Annotated in this window: 25 protein-coding genes; 8 read left to right on the forward strand and 17 right to left on the reverse strand. The window is 62.8% G+C overall.

What is annotated here, in order from left to right:
* Window positions 1–55: 55 nt before the first annotated feature.
* The 3 genes from NLR35_RS07575 to NLR35_RS07585 all read left to right on the forward strand — a co-directional run bounded on the left by NLR35_RS07575 (window position 56) and on the right by NLR35_RS07585 (window position 1569).
* Window positions 56–301, forward strand: coding sequence for a DUF3551 domain-containing protein (locus NLR35_RS07575; protein ID WP_257165923.1), 246 nt, complete (start codon window positions 56–58; stop codon window positions 299–301).
* Window positions 302–539: 238 nt separating this feature from the next.
* Window positions 540–668 carry a hypothetical protein gene (locus NLR35_RS07580; RefSeq protein WP_257165924.1) on the forward strand — a complete coding sequence of 43 codons (129 nt, stop codon included), beginning with the start codon at window positions 540–542 and terminating at the stop codon, window positions 666–668.
* A gap of 10 nt (window positions 669–678) precedes the next feature.
* Window positions 679–1569 (forward strand): hypothetical protein, encoded by an 891-nt coding sequence (locus NLR35_RS07585; protein WP_257165925.1) that lies wholly within the window; start codon window positions 679–681, stop codon window positions 1567–1569.
* Between the two features lie 82 nt (window positions 1570–1651).
* Here the strand turns inward: NLR35_RS07585 and NLR35_RS07590 are convergent, their stop codons facing one another.
* The gene (locus tag NLR35_RS07590; protein WP_257165926.1) at window positions 1652–2110 is read right to left on the reverse strand and encodes a GNAT family N-acetyltransferase; all 459 of its coding nucleotides are present in this window, start codon (window positions 2108–2110) and stop codon (window positions 1652–1654) included.
* Window positions 2111–2167: 57 nt separating this feature from the next.
* On the reverse strand, window positions 2168–2440 hold the full coding sequence (locus tag NLR35_RS07595) for a hypothetical protein (protein ID WP_257165927.1): 273 nt from the start codon (window positions 2438–2440) through the stop codon (window positions 2168–2170).
* A 343-nt stretch (window positions 2441–2783) separates the two neighbouring features.
* Here NLR35_RS07595 and NLR35_RS07600 point away from each other — a divergent pair, with 343 nt between their 5' ends.
* Window positions 2784–3578 (forward strand): Crp/Fnr family transcriptional regulator, encoded by a 795-nt coding sequence (locus NLR35_RS07600; RefSeq protein ID WP_257165928.1) that lies wholly within the window; start codon window positions 2784–2786, stop codon window positions 3576–3578.
* Window positions 3579–3619: 41 nt separating this feature from the next.
* On the opposite strand, the gene NLR35_RS07605 is transcribed toward NLR35_RS07600, so the two are convergent.
* From NLR35_RS07605 to NLR35_RS07615, 3 genes are all read right to left on the reverse strand, one after another.
* Window positions 3620–4153 carry a DUF4142 domain-containing protein gene (locus NLR35_RS07605; RefSeq protein WP_257165929.1) on the reverse strand — a complete coding sequence of 178 codons (534 nt, stop codon included), beginning with the start codon at window positions 4151–4153 and terminating at the stop codon, window positions 3620–3622.
* A 113-nt stretch (window positions 4154–4266) separates the two neighbouring features.
* A complete protein-coding gene (locus NLR35_RS07610; protein ID WP_257165930.1) occupies window positions 4267–6000 on the reverse strand; it encodes a methyl-accepting chemotaxis protein in 1734 nt (577 codons plus the stop codon).
* Window positions 6001–6204: 204 nt separating this feature from the next.
* Window positions 6205–7923, reverse strand: a complete 1719-nt coding sequence (locus NLR35_RS07615) for an acyl-CoA dehydrogenase (RefSeq protein WP_257165931.1) — start codon at window positions 7921–7923, stop codon at window positions 6205–6207.
* A gap of 696 nt (window positions 7924–8619) precedes the next feature.
* On the opposite strand from NLR35_RS07615, the gene NLR35_RS07620 reads away from it, so the two are divergent.
* The 3 genes from NLR35_RS07620 to NLR35_RS07630 all read left to right on the forward strand — a co-directional run bounded on the left by NLR35_RS07620 (window position 8620) and on the right by NLR35_RS07630 (window position 11505).
* Complete coding sequence (locus tag NLR35_RS07620; protein ID WP_257165932.1) at window positions 8620–9654, forward strand: ABC transporter substrate-binding protein; 1035 nt, start codon at window positions 8620–8622, stop codon at window positions 9652–9654.
* Window positions 9655–9864: 210 nt separating this feature from the next.
* Window positions 9865–10554, forward strand: coding sequence for a GntR family transcriptional regulator (locus NLR35_RS07625; RefSeq protein WP_257165933.1), 690 nt, complete (start codon window positions 9865–9867; stop codon window positions 10552–10554).
* 165 nt (window positions 10555–10719) lie between these two features.
* A complete protein-coding gene (locus NLR35_RS07630; RefSeq protein ID WP_257165934.1) occupies window positions 10720–11505 on the forward strand; it encodes a class I SAM-dependent methyltransferase in 786 nt (261 codons plus the stop codon).
* 142 nt (window positions 11506–11647) lie between these two features.
* Here the strand turns inward: NLR35_RS07630 and NLR35_RS07635 are convergent, their stop codons facing one another.
* From NLR35_RS07635 to NLR35_RS07655, 5 genes are all read right to left on the reverse strand, one after another.
* Window positions 11648–12097 carry a hypothetical protein gene (locus NLR35_RS07635; RefSeq protein ID WP_257165935.1) on the reverse strand — a complete coding sequence of 150 codons (450 nt, stop codon included), beginning with the start codon at window positions 12095–12097 and terminating at the stop codon, window positions 11648–11650.
* A 704-nt stretch (window positions 12098–12801) separates the two neighbouring features.
* Window positions 12802–14181 carry an MmgE/PrpD family protein gene (locus tag NLR35_RS07640; RefSeq protein ID WP_257165936.1) on the reverse strand — a complete coding sequence of 460 codons (1380 nt, stop codon included), beginning with the start codon at window positions 14179–14181 and terminating at the stop codon, window positions 12802–12804.
* Between the two features lie 214 nt (window positions 14182–14395).
* Window positions 14396–15358, reverse strand: a complete 963-nt coding sequence (locus NLR35_RS07645) for a DMT family transporter (RefSeq protein WP_257165937.1) — start codon at window positions 15356–15358, stop codon at window positions 14396–14398.
* A gap of 30 nt (window positions 15359–15388) precedes the next feature.
* Complete coding sequence (locus tag NLR35_RS07650) at window positions 15389–16495, reverse strand: NAD/NADP-dependent octopine/nopaline dehydrogenase family protein (RefSeq protein ID WP_257165938.1); 1107 nt, start codon at window positions 16493–16495, stop codon at window positions 15389–15391.
* A gap of 348 nt (window positions 16496–16843) precedes the next feature.
* Window positions 16844–17743: a sugar phosphate isomerase/epimerase gene (locus NLR35_RS07655; protein WP_257165939.1), complete on the reverse strand. Its 900-nt coding sequence runs from the start codon at window positions 17741–17743 to the stop codon at window positions 16844–16846.
* A 340-nt stretch (window positions 17744–18083) separates the two neighbouring features.
* Between NLR35_RS07655 and NLR35_RS07660 the strand changes: the two genes are divergently transcribed.
* Window positions 18084–19136: a response regulator transcription factor gene (locus NLR35_RS07660; RefSeq protein ID WP_257165940.1), complete on the forward strand. Its 1053-nt coding sequence runs from the start codon at window positions 18084–18086 to the stop codon at window positions 19134–19136.
* 59 nt (window positions 19137–19195) lie between these two features.
* Here the strand turns inward: NLR35_RS07660 and NLR35_RS07665 are convergent, their stop codons facing one another.
* The 7 genes from NLR35_RS07665 to NLR35_RS07695 all read right to left on the reverse strand — a co-directional run bounded on the left by NLR35_RS07665 (window position 19196) and on the right by NLR35_RS07695 (window position 25922).
* Window positions 19196–20209, reverse strand: coding sequence for an ABC transporter ATP-binding protein (locus NLR35_RS07665; RefSeq protein WP_257165941.1), 1014 nt, complete (start codon window positions 20207–20209; stop codon window positions 19196–19198).
* Window positions 20209–21204, reverse strand: coding sequence for an ABC transporter ATP-binding protein (locus NLR35_RS07670; protein WP_257165942.1), 996 nt, complete (start codon window positions 21202–21204; stop codon window positions 20209–20211). The genes NLR35_RS07665 and NLR35_RS07670 overlap by 1 nt, the downstream gene beginning before the upstream one ends.
* A gap of 5 nt (window positions 21205–21209) precedes the next feature.
* On the reverse strand, window positions 21210–22079 hold the full coding sequence (locus NLR35_RS07675; protein WP_257165943.1) for an ABC transporter permease: 870 nt from the start codon (window positions 22077–22079) through the stop codon (window positions 21210–21212).
* A complete protein-coding gene (locus NLR35_RS07680) occupies window positions 22076–23014 on the reverse strand; it encodes an ABC transporter permease (protein ID WP_257165944.1) in 939 nt (312 codons plus the stop codon). Before NLR35_RS07680 ends, NLR35_RS07675 begins: the two co-directional genes overlap by 4 nt.
* Before the next feature lie 76 nt (window positions 23015–23090).
* Window positions 23091–24485, reverse strand: a complete 1395-nt coding sequence (locus NLR35_RS07685; RefSeq protein WP_257165945.1) for an NAD(P)/FAD-dependent oxidoreductase — start codon at window positions 24483–24485, stop codon at window positions 23091–23093.
* Window positions 24482–24835, reverse strand: a complete 354-nt coding sequence (locus NLR35_RS07690; protein WP_306577297.1) for a (2Fe-2S)-binding protein — start codon at window positions 24833–24835, stop codon at window positions 24482–24484. Before NLR35_RS07690 ends, NLR35_RS07685 begins: the two co-directional genes overlap by 4 nt.
* Window positions 24756–25922, reverse strand: a complete 1167-nt coding sequence (locus tag NLR35_RS07695; RefSeq protein WP_257165947.1) for an FAD-binding oxidoreductase — start codon at window positions 25920–25922, stop codon at window positions 24756–24758. Before NLR35_RS07695 ends, NLR35_RS07690 begins: the two co-directional genes overlap by 80 nt.
* Window positions 25923–25942: the final 20 nt, after the last annotated feature.

Genomic DNA, 25942 nt, shown 5'->3' on the forward strand with positions numbered 1-25942 from the left:
ACGGCCCTGCGCAGCCTCGCGTTACAATCATATCTTTCAACGCAAGGATAAATACATGCGCCGTCTGCTGTTTGCCTCCTTCTCTGCCGCCGCCGTGCTCGCCAGCTTCTCCGCGATCTCCCCCGCTTCCGCCGCACAGGATCGCTTCTGCCTGCAAGGCAGGATGTGGGGCTATCCCGGCAACTGCCAGTTCGCCACCTATCAGCAATGCCAGGCTGCCGCCTCCGGCACCGATGCCGGCTGCGGTATCAACCCCGCCTACGCCTATGCCCGCCAGCGCGGCTACTATCCCCGCTATTGACGGTCGAAGGCCGCGGCGCGCGACATCGTTGATTGCCGCCGGAGAACTCATCACGTGAGATCGGCGGCAATCTGATGGACTGCCGCCGTTGCCAGACTCCCGAGGCTCGCGCGTTTCTACTAGGCGACGTGCCCGACGCGCGCGACCACAGCTCCTTCATCCAAGCTTCATGCTGCATCGCCACGCAGCTCCTCCTCTGCCGTCAATTGGCCCTGACACCAACCGACGGGACGGAACATTGCGCTTCGCCGTTGCTTATACGGCCGAGAGTTTCAAACCGGAGGAGGAAATCATGGACGGACTGATTTATCTGGTGGGCTTGATCGTGGTGGTCATGGCCATCCTGTCGTTCTTCGGCCTGCGCTGAGACGACGCCGATGGCCATGGAAACTGCGCCGGTCGCCACGTCGCCCATCGGGCGCGTGGCCACCGATAGCTGGACGCTGCAATGGACCCCGGTCATTGCAGGCGCCCTCACCGCCGCCGCCGTCTCGTCGATCCTCATCACCTTCGCCATGACGGTCGGGCTCGGCGTGAGCTCGACGGCCCCGACCTGGCGCGACGCCTCGGTTGCGCTGTGGCTGCTCTCGGGTCTCTATCTCGTGTTGCAGGCGCTGGTCAGCTTCGGCTGCGGCGGCTACATCGCCGGGCGTGTGCGCGCCCCCTATGGTCCCGCCGAGAGCGACGAGACCGAGAAGCGTGATGGCCTGCATGGCGTCGCCGCATGGGCCCTCGCTGTTGTGCTCGGCACGGTGCTGGCGGCGATGATCGCGTCGGCGGCGACGCGGCCGAACCCGATGAGCACGCAGCCTGCGGCTGGCGAGCCGTCGGTGCTGAGCTACGAACTCGATCATCTGTTCCGCGCGCCCAAGCGGGCACCGAGCCCGGAGCTTGCGCCGGCCCGCAGCGAAGCGGGGCGGATTCTGCTCACGGCCTCCAGCCACAGCGGCGTCAGCACGGATGATCGCAACTACCTGGTGCAGCTCGTCAGCGGCACGACGGGGCTGACCGGCCCCGACGCCGAGCGTCGCGTCGACAGCACCATCGCCAATGCGAAGACGGCATTGTCGCGCTCGCGGGCGAGCACCACGATCCTCGCCTTCTCGGTGGCAACGGCGCTGCTGCTCGGCGCCATCGCGGCGTGGATGGGCGCGGAAAGCGGCGGACGGCACCGCGACGGCAAGCCGATCGGCGGCTGGATGCTGCACGCCAACCGCTTCAGCCGGCGGCGCGACCTGTGGAAACGCCCGGTCTCGATGCCGGAATGACCGGCTGATCAGCACGGGCAACGGCCCGGTCGATGACCGGGCCGTTCGCATGTCGCAGGCTCATCAGGTCGATAGCGACGGCTCAGGCGAGATGACGAACCATCCGGCGCGCATCCTCGCCGTAGCCCGTGGCATCGTGATCGCGCGCGACGACGAAGCCCTGATTCTCCCAGAACGGCACTGAGCCGTTGACGGCAACGAGCGACAGCGAGGGGAGCTGAAGCCGCCGCGCCTGTTCGATGAGTTGTTGCACAATGCGGCCCGCGGCTCCGCTTCCGCGAGCGGACGGCAGCAGCGCAAGGTCGTGGATGTAGTAGGTCCTGGCCTCGGGAGGGATGCACCCGATGAGGCTGTTCAACGGCGGTGGCTCACCGCGCCAGGGATGACTGATCAGGTAGCCGGCGATGTCGGCTGCCGCCAAGACGTGGCAACCGTCCGGATAAAGCCGCAGCCGCTCCGCGAAGACGGCGGCATCCTCTGGGAAATCGGGATGCACGCGCGCCGCGATTGCGTCGACCATCCCGAGATCGGCGATCGCCATCGGCCGCCAGACGGGACCGCCAGCAGCTGACCGGAGGTCACCCACCTTGCGCATCGCTCATCTGGCGAGCCTCAGCCAGCGTTCGCTGGCCGACACCGCCGCCGGCCACAGCGCCTCGGTGGGCTGCCCGCGATGCAGCGCCTTGCCGACCTCGCAGATCGACATGAAAGCGGACGAGCGCGCCTCTTCGGTCTCGAGCGGCTGCTCGTCGCTCGGGCTGCGCACCAGGCCCATGAGGCCGTTCAGCATCTGCAAGGCTGCGTCCGGCGCCGCAGCCCGCGCCGATCGCAACGCGGTCACGACCTGCTCGGCCTTCTCCTGCTCAGTCATCGCTCGCCATTCGTCCATCCATGATCGGACGGCAAACTACCAGGGCCGCGAAAGCCGGGCAATGTCGATGGCGCAAGGCAGCAAGGCCCGCGACCGCACCGCCAGCTTCTACTGAGCGCTGCCGCCGACAGCCAGATCCACAGACGCTTCCATCGCCGCGTCAACGCGCTTCACGCCCGGAACGGACGCGAGCGCAAACGCGATCGCGACGGCGAATCTTCCTACGCGAGGAACAGGCGCGGGCTACGGGAACCATAGGAACGATCAGACCTGCCGATGTTGAATCCGATTGCAGGTTGGAATGGGCCGTCGCCGATACGATGGCTGATGAGGACGATGCCGGATGCAGTCAGGTTTTGCGTTCACGAAGCTGGCGGATCGCCTGACGAGCCTGCTGGAGTTGTCGAGCGACGATCTTGAACTCCTGGCGCAGATGCCGAGCTCGATCCGCAGCTTCGCCCCGCATGAGGACGTCTGGCGCAAGGGCGACGAACCGACGACGTGCTGCCTGCTTCTGCAGGGCTATGTCTGCTGGAAGGACACCGATGCCGGCTCGGGCCAGATCACGGCCATCTATGTTCCTGGCGACGTCCCCGACCTCTACACCACCATCGTCCCGCGCGTTGCGGCGCAGCTCAACGCGCTGAGCCCGGTCGTAGCCGCGTTCGTGCCGCACGCCTTCTTGCGCGAGGCCCGCGCGCGCTCCGCACGGCTGGCGCGAGCGCTCTCGCTGCTGACACTCGCCGACGCGGCCACGCTGCGGACCTGGCTGACCAATCTCGGCAGCCGAGACTCGTTGAGCCGGGTGGCGCATCTGATCTGCGAGATCACCGTTCGCCTGCGCGCTGTCGGGCTCGGGCGAGACCTGCGCTTCCCCTCGCCATTCACGCAATCCGATCTCGCGGCCATCTGCGGCATCTCGCCGGTGCACGCCAATCGGACGATTCAGGACCTCCGCCGCCGAGAGTTGCTGCACTGGCATTCGCGAACGATCACGGTCACCGATTGGGCCGGGCTGACGCAGCTGGCCGGCTTTCGTCCGGACTATCTGATGCTGCGCCAGCTGCCGACGCTGGAGTCGCCTGCCACGGAGCGGCAGGGCGCAGGTTCTCCACTCGAATCCTCGGCACAAGGCTGATCGCATCGACGCGGTCTTGCCGCGACTGCCCGACCTCGGCGTCACTTGCCAAGCGATTTAGCCATGTCCAGATGCTTCTGCAGCACCGGAACGGTCTGCTGGGCAAAGTCCGACAAGGGCGAGTTCGCCGCAGCTTCCTTCTGGTACTTCTTGATATCCTGCTCGTGATCGCTGACCATGGCTTTCGCGAAGGCGCGGTCGAAGCGGTCGCCGGAGAGGCCTTCCATCTTGGCGTAGATCGCCTTCTGCTGCTTGTTGGGCTCGGACGGCACTTTCATCCCGTTCTGGCTCGCCAGTTGCTGCGCCTTCTGCAGATGCTCGCCATGATCCTGCTGCAGCGCTTGTCCGAATTGCTTGACCTGATCGCTCTGGCCCTTCTGCTGCGCCAGCTTGCCCATGTTGACCTCGGATAGATCGCCCTCGATCGCCTCGGTCATGAAATGCTGATCCTTGGTGGGCGACTGGCCCTTGGGGGCAGCGGCCGCGCCGCCGGCCAAGAGCAAGGTCATGACGCAAGCGGTCGTCAGGGCGGGCAAGGTTCTGTTGCGAGAAGCGCCAGTCATCTTGGTCATCATCCATCTCCGGGTTGGAAGCCTGTGTTGCGACTGCAAGAGTCGCGGCCCGGGATGGTTCCTATGAGGTCAGCCCATGGCCCACCGGGTTGGCATGCTGATGAGCTCGGACGACCTCATGCCGTGCGCACCCGGGCGAGGAAGTGACCGACCTCCTGTTTCAGGCGCATTCCATCGGCGGAGAGTGACTGCGCCGCGGTCAACACCTGCGATGATGATGCACCGGTGTCGGTCGCGCCGGACTGAACCTCGGAGATTCCCGACGAGACTTGTGCCGCGCCGACCGCGGCCTGCTGCACGTTGCGGGAGATCTCCTTGGTCGCATTGCCCTGCTCCTCGGCGGCGGCCGCAATCGCGCCAGTGATGTCCGACATGCCGGAAATCGTAAACCTGATGTCCTTGATCGCGCCGACGGCCGTCACGGCTGCAGACTGGATCTCGGCAATGTAGCCGGAGATGTCCTTGGTCGCGTCCGCCGTCTGGGCTGCGAGCTCCTTCACCTCCGAGGCAACGATCGCAAAGCCGCGCCCGGCCGGTCCGGCCCGCGCCGCCTCGATCGTGGCGTTGAGCGCCAAAAGGTTGGTCTGCTGGGCGATCGCGGTGATCATGCCGACGATGCTGCCGACCTTGTCGGCCGCGGCTGCCAGCTTGGTCATCGACTCGTCCGTGCTCGTCGCCTGCGCCACCGCCTCCCTCGCGACCCGCGAGGCGCCTTCGATCTGGCGACCGATCTCGGCTGCCGTTGCCGCCATCTCCTCCGTGGCCGCTGCAACCGACTGAACGCTGGCGGAGGCCTGCTCCGACGCCGAGGCGACACTGATGGACAGCTCCCGCGTGGTCGAGGCCGTCGTTTCCAGGCTCGAGGCGGCCTGCTCGAGACCGCCCGAACTCGACGAGACACGTTCGATGATCCCGCCGATGGCACTCTCGAAGGAAGCCGTGAAGCTCTCGATGTCCTTCTGACGCTGCGCCTCCGCGCGGCTTTCCGCCTCGGCCTGTTCGGTGCGCAGGCGCTGCGTTTCCAGCAGGCTGGTCTTGAAGACCTGGGTCGCCCGCGCCATGTCGCCGACCTCGTCGCCGCGCTCGACCCCAGAGATCAGGGCCGACAGCGCGCCATCGGCCAACGCGGTCATGCTGTGCACCATCCTGCCGATCGGACGGGACACCGCGAACACGCTCATCAGACCCGTAGCGCTCAGGACCAGGATTGCGATCGCGCCGACAGAGACGGATGCGGTCTCGGACGTGGAGATCACCGACCAGACGGCTGTCTTGTCCGCGGCCGCCTTCGAGGCCGCGAAGGTCACGATCCCATTCGCCAGCTCGTCGATCGTCTTGGCGACCGGCAGCGTGACATTGCGGGCGAGATCTGCCGCTTCGGCCTCGAGCGCGGCGATCTCCGCAGCGCGTCCGTCCGCAAGCTCGCGGGCCATCCTGTGCCTGACGTCGGCGATGCGCCTGGCGCCCGTCGCATAGGCGGCGATGGCCGCCTGCAGCGTTTCAATCCGCGCCTTGATCTCGGCCGATGTCGACCTCTTGTCCATCTCGACGCAGAACTGATCGGCCGCTTGGCGCCCGCCGGAGAGGCGCTGCTCGGCCGCCGCGATGTCGGTCTCCGACCTCGCAAGCCGGAGATCGCGCACCGCCACTTGCATCTGCCTGGATTCGGCCTTGGTCTCGATCGCCAGCCTGACGATCTCCTGCTGGTCGAAGGCCCGGCCGAGATCGCGTTCGATGCTGGCGTTACAGACAACCTGTCCTGCAATCATGATGATGACGGAGGCCACGCCAGCGAGCGCGGCAGTCACGAGCTTGGTCGAGATACGGAAGCGATTGAGAAGATGGAGCATGGCCTGGAACTAACGAACTGAACTGGGCTCAGCCTTGCACTCCGCGTGACAGAGATCGTTGTGTCAGCACAACCAACCGCGTGAGATATCTCGCAGCACAACTAACGACGTTAACGTGTCCTTCACCAGTCGTCGGACCGGGACAACCCGCAGCCCCGATGCCGACCACCGCACGAGTCAACCCGACCCCGATCTTCGATCCGCTCAGGTCAGCGTCGAGAAGCCGTCCAGCGACGCAGCGCCTCGGGTAGCCATCGCTGCATGGCAGCGCGCCCGGGCGAGGAGATCATCGATCAGGAAACCGCCGAGTGCCCGCAAGCGAACGCACGCCGGCGCGTCTCCGTCGATCTTAGCGAGCCGTGCGGCCGACCAGCCGAGTGCAGCATCGATCGCAAGGTGCAGAAAGGCCGTCGCGCCGGCCTCGCCGTCGCGCGGGCGATCCGTCATCTGCGCGAGCTGCTGCGCCGTCGCCTCCAGCAGTTCGACGATCTCGCCTGCGGCGTTGGCTGTCTCGCTGTTGCGCGAGGCGAACGCGGCGATGTCGGCCTTCGCTCGTGTCAGGAACACACGCAGCCCTTCGCCGCCATCCTTCCACAATCGGCGATGCAGCAGATCAAGCCCCTGCATCCCGGTGGTGCCTTCGAAGATCGGCAGCACGCGCGAGTCGCGCAGCAGCTGCTCGACGGGCCAGTCCGTCGTGTAGCCGGCGCCGCCGAGCACCTGGATGGCGGTGTCCGCGGTCGTGAAGGCCAGCTCGCCCCCGAGCGTCTTGATGATCGGCAACAGCCATTGGGCCAGCGCCGAGCTCTCACGCCGAGCCTCCGCATCAGTCTCGGTCCGTGCGAGATCGGCCTCGACCGCGGCGGCGTAGATCAGGGCGCGCGCGGCCTCGACATTCGACTGCATCGACATCAGCATGCGCTGAACGTCGGCATGCGCCGTAATCGGCAATGGCTGCGCGCCCGATCCGCCCTGAAGGCGCTGGCGCGCATAGCCGAGGGCCGTGTCGGCAGCCGCCGAGGCAATGCCGAGGCCCATGGCACCGACCGCCATCCGCATGTTGGTGATCATGACGAACATCTGCGACAGGCCGCGGCCTTCTTCGCCGAGCAGATAGCCGGTGGCGTTCTCGAAGCCCATCGCGCAGGTCGGCGACAGATGCAGGCCAAGCTTGTGCTCGATATTGCGGACCACGACGCCGTTGTCCGCGCCGTCGATGCGATCGGGAACGAGGAAGAGCGACAGTCCCATGGCTCCGTCGGTGCGCGCCAGCAGGCAATGCACGATGCGTCCGGTCAGATCGTGGCCGCCGAACGAAATCCATTGCTTCTCGCCGGTGATCGACCAGCGTCCGTCGCCGCGGGCCACGGCCTTGGTCCGGATGCGGCTGGCATCCGAGCCCGCGCCGACCTCGGAGATGCAGATCGTCGCGCCCCACTCGCCGGCAATCAGCTTCGGCAACCATTCCGAGCGAATGCCGTCGTCGGAAGTCCAGGCATCGATCAGCCTCACCGCCGAGCGCACCGGCACCGGCAGCATGCCGAACGCGGCGCAATGACGATCGAACACCTCCTGCACGGCGACGGCGACGACCAGCGGCAGCCCCTGCCCGCCAAGCTGCTCCGGAAGGTCGAGCGCGATCCAGCCGCCCTCGGCATAGTCGCGCCAGACCTCGCGGTGCAGCTGCGAGGTCGCGACAACGCCATCCGTCAGCCGTGGTGCTGCGATGTCCGATTGCGCGTTAAGGGCTTCGAGCCGATCGGCCGCAAAGGCTGCCGCCTGCTCCAGAATGGCTGCGATCGTCTCGTCAGTCGCTTCGGAAAAGCCCGGCGACAACTCCCGCAGCCGGGCGAGACCCGGCAGGGCCGCGAGCTGGACTTGAAGGCTGGTGCAGTCGATCGAGGGAATGCTGGCGCGGGTCATCGGAGGCTGTTCGAGGGATGGTGGTTCCAGAGCAGCCTTTCCTGTGCCAGGGCGGGCATGTCGTGGCAATCCGCCGATAGTCTCGCCGGATCCGGCGAGCATCCAGCCGACGGCCGCGCTCGGTGCGCAATTGGACAAAGTCTTCTGAGTTCATTTCCGTCCGCCGGTAGAAAAATAGGGCCGGCAAAATAGTGGGTATCGCGAGGTCGCGGATATACTCATCGTCTTCGGCTGTCATCGGCCGTTCCGCGATCAGTTTTTTGTTCATGAATGCTGTCGGGTGGTTCGGAAGACGCAATCACCGACACCGACATTCGCCAGCGCTGCGGCCCAGTCGGTCCATGACACTCATTGCGGCCATTGCTCCCCGCATCCGCGCTGAGCCGGCAATTCGCATAGACGGCAGGCGTGCCTTGTAGGTCGCGAACGCTGCCAGCTCACTTCTGGTGCGGCGACGAGATCAGCGGAATGCACGAGCCGACTCGCCGGCCACAATCGATGCACACCAACTACTTTCGACAATTTTTGGTCGCAATTTATGACAACTATCGCTCAGCGTGCATCGCGCTTGTGCAACCTCGGCGAGCTTTCATCTTGCTCGTGCGGATGATCGTTCGTATGATTCGAATGTGATCGGATCCTGAGAAAAATTCACTTCGACACACTCTTCTTCCCAACGCCCGCGAGACCCGGCCAGTGTTACAGCGACGCAGTTTCCTCGGGCTTCCGCTATTGGCCTTATGTGGCTCGCCGGACTTGGTCTGGGCAAGCGACTCCGTCGAGCCAGCCAGAGTTAGAGTCACGATCGGCGGAAAGGCTTTTCTACAATACGCGCCAGTGACACTCGCCGAACGGCTCGGCTTTTTCAAGGATGCGGGCCTCGAGCCGGAGCTTCTTGATGTGAGTGGCGGATCCAAGGCGCTGCAGGCTCTGGTGGCAGGAAGTGCTGAATTCACTGCCGGCGCTTTCGACCACACGATTCAGATGCATGCAAAGGGACAGAAGATCGTCGGGGTTGTGCTGTTCGGCAGGCATCCGACGTTCGCATTGGCCCTGCGCAAGGAGAAGGCTGCGGACTATCGCGACCCAAGCAGCCTGAGAGGCATGAAGATCGGGGTCACGGCATTAGGATCCCAGACTCAGTTCATGGTGGAGTATATCGCCTTGCGAGCCGGCGTCTCCCCAGCCGACATGTCCTTCGTCAGTGTGGGAGGTGGCACAGGCGCCGTGGCCGCGATCCGCAACGGGGCGGTGGATGCGGTCGTGACGGGAGAACCGGCGCTGACCACGCTGATCGCCGCAGGTGACGTCAAGCTGGTCGCGGACACGCGCACCAACGAAGGCACGATCGGCATTTTCGGTGGCCTCTATCCGTCAGGGACGATCTACGCGCGATCGGACTTCATCGAGCGCCGTCCCGATACAGTCCAGGCCTTTGCTCTCGCAATGGTTCGCGCGCTACAGTGGATTGATCGCGCATCGGTCGATGAGATTGCCGATGCGCTCCCGGAGGAATGGGCCAAGCCCGATCGAAACATATTTCTCGCCTCCATCCGGGGCACACGAGACATGTTTTCACCCGACGGCCGGTTCAGCACCGAGAGCGCGGGCATCGCACTTCAGGTGTTGTCGACAGTCGACCCACAATTGCGTGGCGTGACGGTCGATCTCTCAGAGACATTTACGAACAGATTCGTCGAAAAGGCTCTCCAGACGCTCGCATCGAAATAGCACTGCGGAGAGCTCGAAGCGATGAACACGCCCGCGGCACTGTGTGATCGAGGCTAGGTGGTGGCGCCCCGAACTTCCCGGCATTTGGACGCCTCTGTTGCTGCCAAGAAAACGGCGCGGAAGACGGCTCCGGCAGATGAGCCCAAGCGCCCCAAACGGCGTCCCACGATTCTTGCAAGACGCAGGCGCGATATACCGCTTCATCATCAGGTGTTCTTGGTCCTGCAGGATGAGATCGCCGAACGCCGCTATGCGCCGGGAGAAATATTGCCGGCGGAGGCGGATCTGGCTGCGCTCTTCGGCGTCTCGCGCGTCACCATTCGGGCAGCTTTGGACACTCTCAACGAGCTTGGACTGATTGAACGCCGGCAGGGCATCGGCACGTTCGTTCGGGAGCTGTCGAAGCCGGAGCCCCTCACCGTGCCGATGATGGACCTCGCCGCCCGGGCCAGGGAGATCGTGCGCACGACGCGAGCTCACGTGGTCGAGTTCGAATTCAAGGTGGCCCCTCGTCACGTTCGCGAGCATTTCCAAGCCCAGTCGGACGACCTCTTCCAGCGGACGGTTCGCATCCGCTACATGAATGACTGGCCAATCATGCAGGTGACGACCTACATTCCGGAAGCGATCGGACGGCACTTTGGTCCTGAAGACATGGAAGGTGGGTCGCTCTATGCGATCTTGCAGCGCTTCGGCATTACGTTCGCGTCCGGCGAGCAGATCGTGACGGCAGCTGCGGCTGACCCCATTGTCGCTGCGCGTCTCAATGTCGCGATAGGCGCGCCGCTCTTGAAGGTGGTGCGCATTCATTTCGACGGCGCCGGACGTCCGATTCAACACTTCGAGCTGCTTGCTCCCCCCGCAACCTATGAGCTGCGTATGCCGTTGAAAGACTTCTAGCCTGCCTGCAAACGCGCAGGGTCCAGGGCACGCCCGTCCAAACCGGAATTTGGGTGCGCGCGAAGGAGCAACGCTCTCGATCTCGCGAGGGCTTGCCCGCAGCGGACCACCCCATTGGAAGAGATCACAAGAAATGAGCCTCTGCATGACGGCTGAACGACACAGATGACGTCAGAACCAGCTTCTCCTTCCTTCCCTCGCTTCCAATCGACGGTCCCTCACTACGTGGCCGGGCGACCGAACTACGCACCCGCGCTCATCCAATTGGTGGCGGATCACCTTCGTCTGACCAAGGACCATCGATTGATGGATTTAGGCTGCGGCCCAGGTTGGCTCGGGATCGCGTTTGCGCCGCTGGTCGGCGAGGTCATCGGAATAGATCCGGAGCCCGCCATGCTTGAGGCTGCCCGGACGATCGCGACCGCGGCGGGCGTTGAGATCCAACTGATCGAAGGCAGCTCGTTCCACCTGGGCCCGCAGCTCGGCCGCTTTCGCGCCGTGGCGATCGGGCGCGCCTTTCATTGGATGGATCGCGCCGATACGCTGCGAAAGCTCGATGCATTGATTGAGGAGGACGGAGCAGTCCTGCTGTTCAATGACGTGCGCCCCGATGTCCCCCAGAATGCCTGGTACAAGCGATATTCCGACGTCGTCGATCGCTTCACCAACAGGAGTGTCGGCTTCGCATCCGAGCGCTTGCGCCACGAAACGATCCTGCTGGAGTCGAGCTTCAGTCAGCTCACCAGAATTGGCGTCATTGAGCAGCGTCTGGTGCCTGTCGTCCGTCTGATCGATCGCGCACTATCGATGTCGACGTCCTCGCCTGAACAGCTGGGCGCCCTCTCAGGTCAGCTCGCGCAGGAGCTGGCGACAGAGATGTCGCCGTTCGCGACCGCCGGCGGCGTCGTAGAAGTCATCGAATCGCAAGTCCTCATTGCACGACGCCGCTGAGGCTCAAGCTTGATCGCAGGCTCGGCTTCCTTCTGCTTCCTTGCCCGTCCGACGGAGGCGCCAGCCCGTGCGCGCCTGTCGCCAAGATTGTCGCCAAGATCATCGGTCCGCTCGATGACGAAGACGGCCCGCAGCAAAGACCTCAGCTCAGATCGACACCGGCCACGGAACAAGCGGATTCGATCAGATGCCGCACCGTCCGGGCATCCCAGTCCAGCCGCTCGGGAACGTCCGTCCAGTAATTCGACAATACGTGTGCAGCATGCCGTGCCTTCACACCCAGACCAACGACCGTTCGCGCCGGAATCGCCATGATGGCGCGCTCGATCGGGTCGAGCGAGCTCAAGACCGCTTCAATGCGCTCTATGCTGGGCGCGACCACGGCAGCCATCTGGGACTTGGCGTCGCAGGACGCGGCAGCTGATTGCGCATCTTGCTGCTGGAGCGTTGCGAGTTCTGCGGAGAGGGCTTCAAAGCTGCGGCCGAGGGCCACAAGCACGGCATCGGGATTTTCTTCGATGGTTTGCCTATCGAGCATCGGACCATCTGGCTCGACGGCTGCCAAAATTCGCAGGGTTTCATCAAGAGACATCACCGAACTCCAGGCCGAAAACGGTCGGTGGAAGGTCGCCGACAGCCGGTCGGTTGCAAGGGATCGACGTGCACCCAACGGGCGCCATCGCCTCTCCTTCTCGATGTGAGACGATATCGCCCAGTCGTATTAACATCAATACAATATCTGCTGCAGGCCGTAATCAATAGGTCCTAGATTGCCTGAGGCCAGCAACCGCTCACGCTGAGAGCTCGCCTGCAAAGCGGGAACGACGTCGTCTTCGACGCCGGTTCCTTTCAAGCGAGCTTTCGAGACCAAATAAGTCGTGCTCGGCCAGCCCGGCCTACTCATGCCACGCAAGCCTGCGCTTGGCCAGCTACCGAAATTGGTGGTCCCTACGCCTGCGGCGAGACCACCGGCTCCGAAAGCTCGTTCGCCTTCCGCAGTGCGGCCGATTGCCTTAGCGGCCCCTCTTTCCATCATTGCTGCCTGACGCGAGTAGCCAAGCGCCTGCTCTTCAAATGATGCCCCGGCAAAACGTCCCGCCTCAACGCGCCCCCCCTCAATCTGCGGGTTCGCGCGGTCAATGGCCAAAAGCGGTGCAGCCAGGTGCCCCGGCACGATGGAAAACGCCGCACCGTTTGATCGAGCACGCCGATGTCGTCGCGAATGATGACAGGTCAGTGCCCCAGGACTCCGGATCGCTCGATCGCAAATGGCGGCGGTGACGCTATCTCTCTGGCCTACTGGACGATCTTCAGCCGCTCGATGGGCAACGTGTCATTCCGACCGGCGAACAGCTTTGCCTCCAGCATCGATTGTAAGGGTGCAACATCCCCCCTCCGCAGCGCGCCAATCGCGGTTCGTATTCCAGCCGTGAGGTGAGGATCGACGCGCCCCGCTGCAATGGCTTGGAATTTCGACCCGATGTCGTCCCAGCTCATCGGGTTCGTCGGCTCTCCCTTCGGCGCCAACACGGTTTGCTCAAAGGTGCCCGAAGCCGTGGTGATGCGAACGCGCCCGGGAACCGCAGCCGGAAACATCCGATCAAACTCGGGATTGACGGTCATTCGTACACGCCCGGCGATCTCGATGGCTGTTTGATCAGTCAGCAACTCCTTGGTCACCGGGAGCAACGCCGATGCGCCGCTGGTGGCCGCGACACCGAGACAGAAGGGAAGGCTGTACTGCGCTCCCTCCAACGTGGCCGGCGCCACCTCGTTGCTCAGGGTCAACGATCTTCCAAAGGTCTCCACATCGATGTTGATGATGGCTTTGGGGTGAATGCCATGATCTTTCATCAATGTGAGCAGAGCATCAATCGGCGCGTGAAGCCAACGGCAGCAACTATAGGGCTTGAAATAGGTGCTGTTGATGAGCCAACTCGTCCCGATCCCGTCGAGCAGCCGCCCACGATCGTAACGTTCCGAACTGTCCAGAATGTCGATCGGTCCAGTGAAGCCCTGCTTTGCCAGGTCGACCGCCAGGATCCCATTGGCAGCTCCCCATGGGATCCCCTCCTTGACACTGTTGCCTCTGAACCGCGTGTATGGGGTCGCGGACTGGCTCGGTGCCGTGGTGCCGGCGATTGAGATCGCATGTGCGATCTGCTGCCGCGACAGCCCTCTCAGCCACCCCACCGCTGCGGCAACGGCTTGACCGCTCCAGAGGCCGCTGTTCACCGTCGGAACGCTTCGCAGATCCCGGGAACCAGAAATACGAATGCCGATCTCATATCCGATGGCGATGGCGGCAAGGGCCCGTTGCCCATCCAAAGACAGACTGCCGAGCAGTGACAAGACCCCCGGAATGATCGCTGCACCGGGATGCCCCGAGGCGGCGCGGTGGCCATCATCCAGATCGAGCGAGCACGCGCTGGCCGCATTCACGAACGTCGCCCCCGCAGCGGTCGACCGCTCTCCGGAAAACCACATCGCCGCCGGTCCATGGCCCCAGGTCGCGCTCGCGATCTGGCGCACAGCCGCCGCATTCGGCGTCTCATAACCGGCGATCGCGGCCGTCATCAAATCGAACACGCATTTCGCTGCGCTGATCCGGGCTTCTTCTGGAACTTTGCTCGCGCCGACCCATTCGGCCAGCAGCTCGGCAGAGGTATACGTCATGCGGCCTCCAGGATCTTCATCCTATGTACTGGGCCGGACGAGCCGGCAGCGCCGCCGTCCAACGCGTCATTGGCAAACTGAACTCTATCGAAGCGGCACGAAGCTGCCCTTACGCATCTTCCTCGCGAATGGCGGCAGGAAGTCAAAGTCGGATTTTGTGAGCATCTATTCGCCTGAGTTATAGGCTTTGAGCAGGATCCCGCGCCGAGCCCGTTCAGTCAGTTTTGGCAGGGACGGTCGCGGTGTGGTGCCACCTGGCGGGCAACCGAAGCTTCGAGGGAATTCCGGCCAGCTGCTCATACAGGGCAATGTAGAGATTTGAGGCGATCACGACTGCAATTCCGGCCAGCTCGATCGGGACCGGCATCTCCCGCCAGATCAGCAGTCCGAGCAGAAAGGCAAAGACGAAGGTCGCATATTCGAAGGGTGCAACCACGCTCGCCGGCGCCATTTGGTAGGCCTTGGTCAGCAGAATCTGGGCCGCACCGCCCAGAACACCGATTGCGACGAGAACGGGCAGATCAGTGACGCTCGGCCAGACTGCAGAGAACGGCAGCGTCGCAGCCCCCACCAACGTGCCCGACAGTGAAAAGTAGAACACAATGGCCATGCTTGTCTCGGTGTCCCGCATCTTGCGGATCGAGATCAATGCAAGCGCCGTCGCTACGGCACCGGCCAACGCGACCAGCACTCCCGAGGAGAGCCCACGGCCATCGGGATGGGCCATCAACAGGACGCCGCCAAATCCGAAAACGACGGCAACAAGACGATGGGGCCGAACGCTTTCACCAAGCAAGGGAATGGCGAACAGCGTAATGAACAATGGCGCGGCGTAGCCGAGCGCCGTCGCGGTCGCGAGCGGCAGCATTCCGACCGCGGTGAAGCTGAGAAAGAGAGAGCAGAGGCCGGCGACAGACCGCCGCAGATGAGCGCCCAGCCGCTCGGTGCGAAGCAGGGAATACCCCCCGAGACGCCGGACAAGCCAGAGGACCGGCAGCAGGGCGAAAAGACTGCGAACGAAAACGATCTGTCCAACAGGGTACTCGCCGCCCAACTTCTTGATCAAGGCGAACATGACGGCGAGCACCGCGGCCGACAGCACCTTATAGCCGATCGCCGGCAGGTGAGATGACACCGGGTTGGTTGGCACATCCTGCCGGCTGCTGATGATCGTCATACGAGCCTCGCCCAGACAACGTGCCAAGATCTACGCGATGCGGCGAAGCTCATCGCGCCAGGGGGGCGTGAGCGGAGCGCTGAAGGTCTCGATCACCTGGCCCTTGGACGCCGCGTCCAATCCCAGCCTGCGCAGATTTCGGCCTGTCTCGAGATAATTCGTCTCGTTGACGATGGAGGCGAGATCGATGATCGACTTGATCGCGGTGGAATGGAGCCCGACCTTGACGCCGAGCTCGAACCAGGGGACCAGAACATAGGGAACGTCCTGTACAATAAACCTGTCGCGCAGATGCTGAGGGGCCATCTTCGTGGTGTTGTGCTCGACCGTCTCTCTGGCGAACTCGCCGAAGCTCGCGAAAGTTCTGTCGTAGTAGCTGTTCATGATCGCCACGACGGATTGCGGTTCGAAGCCGAATGCCCGGGCGATCGCCATTCTCTCCCGGTCGACTTCGTCGATGACCCGGGAAACCGAGGCCGACATGCCTTCGCGATAGAAATAAAAGTCGCCCTTTCGGGTCTCGATCCATCCGGCATTCATCAGCGCCGGCGTCGGATGGATCACGCCTGTAATGCAGGACATTCCGATTTCGAGAACATTGCTGCGCCACTCCAGCGGCATCGGGAAGATGGCCCCGATCTCATCGCGCAACGCCTGACTGACGTCGACGGGCATTGCCGCGATCGGCATGATGCTCTTGATGCCCATCACCAGCACCTTCCCGTCGTGCATTCTCGACGCATAGGGCGCCGTGGCGGTTTCGAGGATGTACTGCGCATTGATTTGTCTGCGAGCCATGAGAGCAAAGAAATTGCCCGTGATCGAAATGACCACATGCTTGCTGAGATCGAACTTTGCCAGTTCGCTCAGGATGGCCTCATGGCCATATGACGGGACCGTGATGACGATGAACCTGGAGAACCGGACGACGTCGGCCATGTCCGAGCTGACAACGGGATGGAAGCGGCCCTCGATCTTGAGGCCAGCTTCCAGATAGCCGTTGCGTTCGATTGTCTCGGCGTGCCGGCGATGTTCGGGATGCGCGTACAACAGTACGTTCGCTCCTCGGCTGGCGAGATCAGCCGCGAACGCACACCCGCAATTCCCGGCACCAATGATCGAAACCGACGTCTGCATGTCGCTGCTCCATGACACAACCTAACGTAGATCGAAGTATTCTTGGAGCGGCGCGACTTGGTCAACATAATAATCCGGTAAACATCCAGAAGCATCTCGCTAACGTGCCCGCCAAAATTACTAACAAATACGTCGCGAGAAGCGCAAAATGCGCAACTCCACTTCTGCATGCAGCGAACAGATTGCTTGATCGCGACCATGACTTTGGCGCGTATGCGCGGTCCGAGGGCAACCGCAAGGATCATGCCTCGTCTCGAACGAGCCCCCTGGGCGCAGCGAACGTATGCAGAGAGATTCAAAGTCACAGTCTGTGGGAGGTTCGTCTTGGCATGGCACCGAGCTCCAAACTCACCGCGTATGTGCCAGCTGCTCCAAGCTCTCGCCCGGCTCGAGCATGCCTGGAGCAAGACTGAGATGATCTGGCCCACCGAAGCTCCACCAGGTTGCAGCCATGGCGCCGTACTGCGCCAGCAACTCCGCTCGACACTGACCAGGGGTCGATTGAAGAACGAGATCGCCCTGGTAACCGGCGAGTTTCAGCTGATTGAGTGCGCCAGCGAGGTCGGTTCGCCGGCGAGGAGGCGAAACGCGGTTGACGTGAAAATTCCAATCCTTGAGTCGGACGTTCACGATCCGGTTTCCGCAGGCGGCAAGAGCCTCAGGCGCAGAGCTGGTCGAAGGCTGGCATCCAACTGTGTACGTGATGCCGAACCGGTCTGCAGGGTATGGCTCGATCAGCGATGCCAGAAGCCGCGGATCGATATCGGCCTCGAGGGAGAGGACGACTCCACACCCCTCCAGGAGCGGCCAAAGCCGATCCAGTCCGGATCGAAGCGCCACTGTCTCCTGGGAGGACAGCCGTTGCCTGCCGCCCGGAAGGGGCACCACGAGAAGCTTGATGTCGATCTCGGCACATGCCTCGATCACAGCACCGAGCAGGTCCAGCCGCGCCCTGCACTCGCGGCCGGCGACCTTGTAGAAGGGAACCCGCATCATGAAGTCGGCGGACAATGAGGGAATGCAGATCTCGCACTCGCGGCTCACCTGCCGCATCTGATCTCGTCCAATGGTCGACATCACAGGATTCATCAGGATCGGCTCTTCACCGATCCTCCACTCGATCACTTGGAAGCCGACTTTCTGGGCGACCGTAAATTCCTCGCGCCAACAATCCGTGAGAAAGCCTCGCCCTCTCTTGTCGGCCGGCTCCATGAGGTCGCCCTGCATAAATCCGATGCGGCTGACCATCTGCGCCCCTCCGAACATCATGCCATGGATCTTTCGACTGGACGCGCCACTCTGATGACCTGCGACCGGCTGCGGCACGGAGAGCCTGAGCCACGAAGATAGGGAGACTGATCCCGCGCTGCCACTACCAACCCTGGTAGAGGTCCGTGGTCCCCTCCGCGTCTTGCCGCGACCACCGCCATCTGCCGAATTGCACCACCAATTCACCGATCCCTTTCTGTCCCAACCCGGCCGGCGGTAGCCGTACACGCCCTGCCCCCTATCCGGCTTGGTAGCTGTCGCGCCCGCGGGAAGCTGCTCTACTGCATTTGACCATGCGCAGACGTGATGGGAGATTGGAATGATGCACAGAGCAGTCCTAGCTGATGGCGCTCATCCGGCAGACGATTTCCGCGGTGTCGCAAACTCAGCTAAAAATCAGGACAAAGGCTTTGCAGTCACGACCGATTGGGCGCCGGAGTCGGGGAGCGATCAACCCGCGGCGAGATACGAGCAGATGCCTGCTCCCGCGTTCGAGGCCGGCGACGAAAGCCAGTTGATGTCGATGCCAGCGAAACCGCGCATCCTGCTGGTCGGCGACAGGGGATTCACGAGCCTTCTCAAATACATTATCGAAAGCAACGGCTTCGACTGCGTGCTGGCCGACACCCTGCGAGACGCGATCGCCTCCATCGCGGCGGTGCGGCCCGGTTTGATCGCCCTGGACGACGCCTCGTGCGGAGATCGAGTGGCGATCGCGCTCGAGCTGTTGCACCGGGAGCCTGCAATGCGGAATGTCCCGACATTGATCATGGCAAGCGTATCGCCCCACTTGGAGGAGACGTGCGTCCAGACAGATCGGACGAGCTATATCTTGAAGCCGTTTCTTCCGGACATCTTCATCGACCGGCTGCATGGCCTGCTGCGCGAATCAGCCTGCTCCCATCTCAAAATGCTTCGATTTGCCGACATCGTCATGGAGTCGGACGCCCATCTCGTCTCCAGAGGATCGCGTTGCATTCGCCTCTGCCCGGTCGAGTATCGGATATTGCAGTATCTCCTCGAATCCCCGCGAAGAGTGTTTTCTCGGGAGCAGATTCTGTCCAGCATACGAGCACAGACCCAAGAAAACGCCGTGCGCTCAATCGATGTTCACATCAGCCGTATTCGCAAGGCGCTCTGTGAAGGTGGCGAGCCGAACTATATCCGGACCGTGCGAGGATTGGGCTATTCGTTAGACTTCGCCCCGGACGGACCTGCCACCTACATGCCCCGCCCCGGGCTGGCCAACAGCGCGCCCAAGGCGCACCGGTCAGATCCGGAAGGCTCCGCGGTCCGTCAATCCCTGGAGCGGACCGCGTGCTCGCCTTCGACAGAGCGAGGCCCTGCTCCAGTTCGGCTCGTTTCACGGTGAATGGCTGTTGGATCGCGATACGTCAGTTCGCCGCTGCATTCGTCCGGCGATGCCTCCCGTCATCGAGCTCCGATGCGCAGGCCTCCCCACGCCACATCGGTTGCCTCCGGGTCGTAGCACGCCCGGGCTCGGTCGTCGGACACCGTTTCCAGCTGCGGCCGTTCGACGGAACACAGACCGTCTGCTCGCGCGCAACGCGGATGGAAGCCGCAGCCCGGAGGCGGGTTGGCTGCGGAGGGAACTTCACCCACAATCTGGACCAGAGGCCGGCGTGCCCTTGGATCCGGGACTGGATAACTGTCGCGCAGAAGCCTCGTGTAAGGATGCAACGGACGGTCGAAGACATCCACCGTCGGTCCTTCTTCAACGATGCGCCCGAGATACATGACACAGACCCGGTCGCAGAAATGACGGACCACCCCGAGGTCATGCGAAACGAACAAGAACGAGAGGCCGCGGCGCTCGCGGAGCCCCTCCAGCAGCCGAAGAATTTGCGCCTGCACCGAAACGTCGAGAGCAGAAACCGCCTCGTCCGCCACGACCAGTTCGGGATCCAACACCAGCGCCCGTGCAATGCCGATCCGTTGCCGCTGGCCGCCTGAGAACTCGTGCGGATAACGCTCCAGTGCTTCTCGCGGCAATCCGACCTCAACCATGGCGGCTTCAGCCTTCTCGCGGATCTCCTTGGATGAGATGCGGAGATGGACGCGAAGGGGCTCTTCCAGAGTCTGGCGAATCGTTCGGCGTGGGTTCAACGAGGAATAGGGATCCTGAAAGACGATCTGCATCCGGCGACGCAACGCGCGCAAGGCAGCCCCCTTGGCTGCCCGAACATCGATGCCATCGAACACGATCGATCCGCTATCCGGTTCGATGAGACGAAGGATGGCACGCGCGACCGTTGACTTGCCACACCCGGACTCACCGACGAGGCCAAGGGAAGTCCCCTTTGGCACCCGGAACGATACGTCATCAACCGCCCGGACGCATCTGGCGCCTGAACCTCCGTGTCTCACGAAGGTCTTCGACAGATTGCGTACGATAAAGTCGCCGTTTCCCAGAGACGTCGTCATCAGTGCACTCCTCCGACCGGTCTGACGGGACAGCGCACCAGATGTCCGGGATCACCTGATGATACGAGCTCTGGGTGCAGATCAAGACACGTGCGCTCCTTGAACGGGCAGCGGGGCGCATAGGAGCAGCCTGCTGGAACGGCAGACAGGGCAGGAACACTGCCCGGGATTGGCTCCAGATTTTCAGTGCCCCGGTCGGCTCGTGGCATGGCACGCAGCAGCGCCGCCGTATAAGGATGCATGGGCTTTGCGAACAGCGCGTCGACAGTCGCAAGCTCGACGATCTCGCCCGCATACATCACCGCAACACGGTCGGCGATCTGTGCAACCACGCCAAGATTATGCGTGATGAACAGCATCGACATCCCGTAGGCCTGTTTGAGCTCTTCGAGTTGGCTCAGCACCTGCGCCTGAATGGTCACATCGAGCGCCGTCGTCGGCTCGTCGGCCAGAAGAACTCTCGGGTGGCAGGCAAGTGCCATGGCGATCATGACGCGTTGGCGCATCCCTCCCGAGAATTGATGCGGATATTCATCCAAACGGCTCTTCGGCGATGGGATCTTGACCTCTTCCAAGAGCCGAAGCGCTTCAGCCTTGGCCTGCATGCGCGACCCGCCGCGGTGAATGAGGATCGCCTCCGCGATCTGGTCTCCGACCGTCATGGTCGGATTGAGGCTCGTCATCGGCTCCTGGAAGATCATCGCAATGGAATTACCCCGGATGGAGCTCATCTCGCGCTCGGACAAGGTCACCAGATCCTGGCCCTCGAACAGCACCTCTCCGCCTTGGATGCGAGCACCGGCATGCGGAAGCAGCCGGAGGATCGACAGGGCCGTGACGCTCTTGCCACTGCCCGACTCGCCCACGACTGCGAGCGTTTCGTTCGGCATCAGTGAGACCGAGACGTTCCGTACTGCCGGGTACCAGCGATCGCGGATGCGGAATTCGGTCCGCAGGTTGCGCAGGTCGAGAGCCGGCCGAGGAAACGATGTCATGGCCGCTATTCTCCCCGCAGTTTTGGATCGATCGCATCTCGCAGCGCGTCTCCGAGGAGATTGAGCGCGAGCACGGTCAACAAGATCGCAAGGCTCGGAAAGACCGCCAGCCACCAAGCGTCGAGGATGTTATCGAACCCCTCGCGGATCATGCTGCCCCAGGTCGGGGTCGGTGGTGGAACTCCAAGCCCGATGAAGCTCAGCGATGCTTCCGTACGGATTGCGGAAGCCATCCATAACGAACTCATCACCACGACATCCGAGATGAGGTTGGGGAGGATATGAACCCCCATGATGCGGACGGGCCCGAACCCGAGCGCGCGACCGGCGATCACGAAATCCTGCTGCTTCAAGGCAATCGTCGGCGCGCGGGCAACTCGCGCAAACGGCGCGATTTCCGTAATCGCGATTGCAATGATGAGATTCTGAAGGCTGGCGCCGAGCATCGCCGCGATCATGAGGCCGAGCAGGAGAGCTGGAAACGAGAGCATCACATCGAGGACGCCCATCACGAGCTGATCCAGGACTCCCCCGACATAGCCCGCAACGATCCCGATCGTGCAGCCGATCGTCATCGCAATCAGGATGGCGACAAAGCCGACCATGAGAGAGATGCGGGCTCCATAGATCAGACGCGACAGAACATCTCGGCCGTAATTGTCTGTCCCGAACAGGAACTCCGCCGACGGAGGCTCGAGCCTGGCAACGATATTCTGCTCCAGCGGGTCATGTGGGGCGATCAGTGGCGCGAGCACAGCCACCGCGACGATGATCGCAAGGAGCAGCGCCCCCAGCCAAAACAGAGGATTTTTGGAGAAGGCCAACCACAATCGACTGGGCTGCGACACCGCAACCGATGCAACCTCAATCGTCATTTGTACTTCACCCGCGGATCGATAAGGCCATAGGTGATGTCCGTCAGCGTATTCACGACGATCACGCAAATGGCAAAGATGATCATCAGCCCCTCGAGCAGCGTATAGTCTCGGGCATTGAGGGCCCCGAAAATCAGCTTGCCGAGACCCGGCCGGTTGAAGATGATCTCCGTGAGCACCGAATTTCCGATCAACGTCCCAAAATAGAGGCCAACGACGGTAACCACCGGAATGAGGCCATTCCGCAGAGCGTGCCGCATGACGAGGCGCGTGGGAGTAACCCCCTTCGCGCGCGCTGTGCGGATGTAATCCTCGCCCAGGACTCCCAGCATGGATGACCGCGTCACACGCACCACATAGGCCATCAGGATCAAGCCGAGGTTCAGCGCAGGCAAGGCAAGGCTTCGTAACCGTTCGAGGGGATCCGTGCTATCCGACGTGAGAACCGGGAACCATCCGAGCTGGATGGCAAAGACGATGAGCAAGAGAATGCCCGACACGAATGCCGGGAACGAGAGTCCGAGCAACGAGACCAGCCGCGAAACATAGTCGATCCAGCTATTGCGGCCGAGCGCAGCGAGAATTCCGAGCGGCAGACCCAGGACGATTCCGATCGTGACGGCAGCCAAGGTGAGTTGGATCGTGGAGGGCAACACCAGCAGCACCTCCTGAACGACGGTCCGGCCGCTGCTCAGCGATTGTCCGAGATTCCCGGTGAGCACCTCCGCAAGAAAGTGAAGGTATTGAACCTGGATCGGCTGATCGAGCCCGAGCCGGGCTCGCATGGCCCGAAGCGAGGCTTCGGTTGCCTGGTCGCCAAGGATGACAGATGCCGCATCGCCCGGAACGAGACGCACCAGCACGAAGATGGCCGTCAGCATCACCAGCAAGGTGGGGACCGCCAGCAACAGCCGCTTGAAGGCAAAGCTGATCATTCGACCGTCCCGTTCACTTGCAAAGTGAAGCCGGAATATCCGGGCTGACCTCTTCTCTCGGGACAAGGGACGCGCCTCACAATACCTCCTCCTCCTGATCGAGCGTGGCCAGCTCTCCAAGCGTGACCGGCTTGAGCGGAGGCCTGACGCGGTAGAAGCCGACCTCCCTTGCAGGACAATTCTGGATTTCGGCGAGGATGCGGGTGACGGTGTAGCCGCATTGCCGTCCCTGGCAGGGCCCCATCCCCGCGCGCGTGAAGGCCTTGATCTGGTTCGGGCCGGAGCCGATCCGGGCCATCGCACGGATCTCTCCTGCCGTGACCTCCTCGCAGCGGCATATGACCGTCTCGTCGGACGGACTAAAGATCCTGCTGTGCGGCCTGAACATAGCGTCAAGGAAGGGCCGCAATGCAAGTTCGCAAGCCAAGCTCTTTTGAACGCGAGCAGCTTCCTTGATCACGATCTGCTCGTCCGCATAGCCGAGCTTGACAGCCAGCCTCTGTGCTGCGAGCGCGCCACGACATTGGCCCGCCTTTGCACCGGCGATGCCCGCGCCGTCCCCGGCAACGAAGATGCCGGCCTTGGATGTTTCACCCCATTGATCAAGAACCGGAACGTAGCAATCCTGCTCGTCACGCCATTCGACCGCGCAGCCCAACCCCAACGCTGCATGAATGTTCGGCACGACACCTTCATGCACAAACAGATTGTCCGCGGAGACCGTCGTCTGTTGTCCATCAGCCGTTCGATAGCTGATGGCTTCGAGCCGCTCGGCTCCATGTGCCTCCAGGTCAATGACATGACGGATGATCGGCACGCGCCTACGTCGCAGGACGGTCTTCCACGCAAGCCCTTTGAGGAGCGCGCCACCGGCACCCAGGGCTTTCGGCAGACGCCGGAGCGCCGCCCAGTGACGTCCGGCCGGTGTGGTGTCGAGGTAGCCGGCGATCCGACCTCCGGCGTTGAGCAACTGAACGAGGTAGAGAAGCGGCAACGGGCCACAACCAGCGACCCAGACTGGCTTAGAGGGGATCTGTCCGGCAGTTTTGAGCAGAACCTGAGCAGCCCCCACCGTGAGCACCCCCGGGAGTGTCCAGCCGGGAAAGGGAGTGGGCCGCTCCTGGGCGCCGGTCGCAAGAATGATGGCACGCGCCTCGATCGTCCTGGCTTTGCCATCATGGGTCACGAAGGCGCGGAAACCGGGTTCGACCTGCCAAAGCTGTGTACGAGGTTCGTACCGCGCTCCGCTGGCGCGGAATGCATCGGCCGTCGCTTTTCCTTCCTGATAGGCCCTTCCAAGGATGGCTCCCCTTGGGGTCGCTGCTTGAGTTTCGACCGCGCGCCAGATCTGCCCGCCAGGCGAAGTTTGATCGTCCACGACCAGAACGTCAATTCCATAGCGGCGGGCCGTGATCGCCGCGGTCATGCCTGCAGGGCCCGCCCCTACGATGAGGAGATCGGTTTTGCTCATGACGGCAAGCACCGCTGACGCTGCTGGCGCTCGACCTTCATCCCCTCCTCCACCGGAGTCATGCAGGTCTGAACCGATCCTATTCCATCCACCTGGGCGAGACAGTCGAAGCAGACGCCGATCATACAATAAGGAGCCCGCTTGCTGCCCTTCACCGGCGTCGGACGCGACCAGACAACGGCCTGCCGGAGCAGGACAGCTGCCACGCTCTCGCCCGGCTCCGCCGCGACGGGCCTGCCTTCGACATAGATCGTCACCGTCTCAACGGGCTCATGCAGCTTTCGGAACATCAAAGCGACCCTGGTGAAAGATATCGAGCGTATCCGGCAACTGCCCGGCCAAGATCGCATCGGCCAGGACGGTCGAATGCAAGGCCGCAAGCGTGACACCTGAATGGCACAACGCGGCGAACGCTCCGGGGTGCGTCTGCGACTGGGCGTAGACGGGACACCCATCAGGGGTCATGATGCGCAAGCCAGCCCACTGCCGGACCAGTTTCGCCTCAGCCAGCCCCGGCACGATGCGAAGCGTCCGCCGGCTGAGATCTGCTGCCGCGACGGCGGTCGCGGAGCTATCAAAACCGGTCTCCTCATGGGTTGCACCGATCATCACGGTGCCTTCCCGCGTTTGACGCAGGCCACTGGTCGGCAAAGGCAGAAATGGTTCGACGCGCTCGGTGACCAGGATCTGCCCTCGCTGAGGCCGCAGCGGGATTTCAAGACCCACTTGCTGCGCGAGCGCCTGCGACCCGAGACCCGCAGCAATGAGCACACGCGGCGCGCAGACGGTCTCGTTTCCAAATGCCACCGTAAAGCCCGCCTCGCCGGGCACGATCTGCCGCACTGCAACGTTACGACGCAGGTCTCCGCCAAGGCGCAGAATTCCAGCATGAAGAGCGGCAAGGAGCTGAAGCGGATTGGCATGCCCGTCCCGCTGGCCGAAGCTCGCGCCGGCCACGTCCGGCCCCAACCGAACCTTCGGAAGCAGTCTGGTCAGCTCAGCACGATCGAGCATCCGCCAATCCGCCTCCGCTCCGCCGAGCTGATTGTGCAATCGCTGAAGATCCGAGCGGCGCTTCTCGAACGCATCCTCTCCGAGGCAGAACGCAAGACCGCCATTCTGCTCGTAATGAAGATCCAGCTTGGCCAGATCAGTGAGTTCCGCTGCAAAGTCGGACCACATGTCGACACTACGGCGTGACAGCTGCTGGTAGGCCGGCATGTTCTGGCCCTTGCCCTGTAGCCAAACAAGGCCGAAATTGGCCCGCGCCGCGCGATGGTCGCGATCGTCACCGTCGAGCACCAGCACCCGGCATTGTCGTCGCGCAAGGCCATAAGCGATCGCAGCACCCACAGTGCCAGCACCGATAACTATTATCTCAGGATGCATCAGATTTCCTCTTGCCCAATCTGACGACAAAAAGAGATATTTGGTCAAAGTCGAAAATCTCTGGCTGT

The organism is Bradyrhizobium sp. SRS-191, assembly GCF_024586915.1.
Classification (GTDB): domain Bacteria; phylum Pseudomonadota; class Alphaproteobacteria; order Rhizobiales; family Xanthobacteraceae; genus Bradyrhizobium.

Bases quoted from the DNA above. Each gene is read 5' to 3' on its own strand.
- NLR35_RS07665 (WP_257165941.1), bottom strand. From the start codon at position 20,209: ATGACGACGTCTCTGGGAAACGGCGACTTTATCGTACGCAATCTGTCG.
- NLR35_RS07630 (WP_257165934.1), top strand. From the start codon at position 10,720: ATGACGTCAGAACCAGCTTCTCCTTCCTTCCCTCGCTTCCAATCGACG.
- NLR35_RS07675 (WP_257165943.1), bottom strand. From the start codon at position 22,079: ATGACGATTGAGGTTGCATCGGTTGCGGTGTCGCAGCCCAGTCGATTG.
- NLR35_RS07575 (WP_257165923.1), top strand. From the start codon at position 56: ATGCGCCGTCTGCTGTTTGCCTCCTTCTCTGCCGCCGCCGTGCTCGCC.
- NLR35_RS07585 (WP_257165925.1), top strand. From the start codon at position 679: ATGGCCATGGAAACTGCGCCGGTCGCCACGTCGCCCATCGGGCGCGTG.
- NLR35_RS07635 (WP_257165935.1), bottom strand. From the start codon at position 12,097: ATGTCTCTTGATGAAACCCTGCGAATTTTGGCAGCCGTCGAGCCAGAT.
- NLR35_RS07685 (WP_257165945.1), bottom strand. From the start codon at position 24,485: ATGAGCAAAACCGATCTCCTCATCGTAGGGGCGGGCCCTGCAGGCATG.
- NLR35_RS07595 (WP_257165927.1), bottom strand. From the start codon at position 2,440: ATGACTGAGCAGGAGAAGGCCGAGCAGGTCGTGACCGCGTTGCGATCG.
- NLR35_RS07655 (WP_257165939.1), bottom strand. From the start codon at position 17,743: ATGGTCAGCCGCATCGGATTTATGCAGGGCGACCTCATGGAGCCGGCC.
- NLR35_RS07605 (WP_257165929.1), bottom strand. From the start codon at position 4,153: ATGATGACCAAGATGACTGGCGCTTCTCGCAACAGAACCTTGCCCGCC.
- NLR35_RS07690 (WP_306577297.1), bottom strand. From the start codon at position 24,835: ATGCGATCTTGGCCGGGCAGTTGCCGGATACGCTCGATATCTTTCACC.
- NLR35_RS07660 (WP_257165940.1), top strand. From the start codon at position 18,084: ATGATGCACAGAGCAGTCCTAGCTGATGGCGCTCATCCGGCAGACGAT.
- NLR35_RS07590 (WP_257165926.1), bottom strand. From the start codon at position 2,110: ATGGCGATCGCCGATCTCGGGATGGTCGACGCAATCGCGGCGCGCGTG.
- NLR35_RS07615 (WP_257165931.1), bottom strand. From the start codon at position 7,923: ATGACCCGCGCCAGCATTCCCTCGATCGACTGCACCAGCCTTCAAGTC.
- NLR35_RS07610 (WP_257165930.1), bottom strand. From the start codon at position 6,000: ATGCTCCATCTTCTCAATCGCTTCCGTATCTCGACCAAGCTCGTGACT.
- NLR35_RS07640 (WP_257165936.1), bottom strand. From the start codon at position 14,181: ATGACGTATACCTCTGCCGAGCTGCTGGCCGAATGGGTCGGCGCGAGC.
- NLR35_RS07650 (WP_257165938.1), bottom strand. From the start codon at position 16,495: ATGCAGACGTCGGTTTCGATCATTGGTGCCGGGAATTGCGGGTGTGCG.
- NLR35_RS07600 (WP_257165928.1), top strand. From the start codon at position 2,784: ATGCAGTCAGGTTTTGCGTTCACGAAGCTGGCGGATCGCCTGACGAGC.
- NLR35_RS07645 (WP_257165937.1), bottom strand. From the start codon at position 15,358: ATGACGATCATCAGCAGCCGGCAGGATGTGCCAACCAACCCGGTGTCA.
- NLR35_RS07670 (WP_257165942.1), bottom strand. From the start codon at position 21,204: ATGACATCGTTTCCTCGGCCGGCTCTCGACCTGCGCAACCTGCGGACC.
- NLR35_RS07680 (WP_257165944.1), bottom strand. From the start codon at position 23,014: ATGATCAGCTTTGCCTTCAAGCGGCTGTTGCTGGCGGTCCCCACCTTG.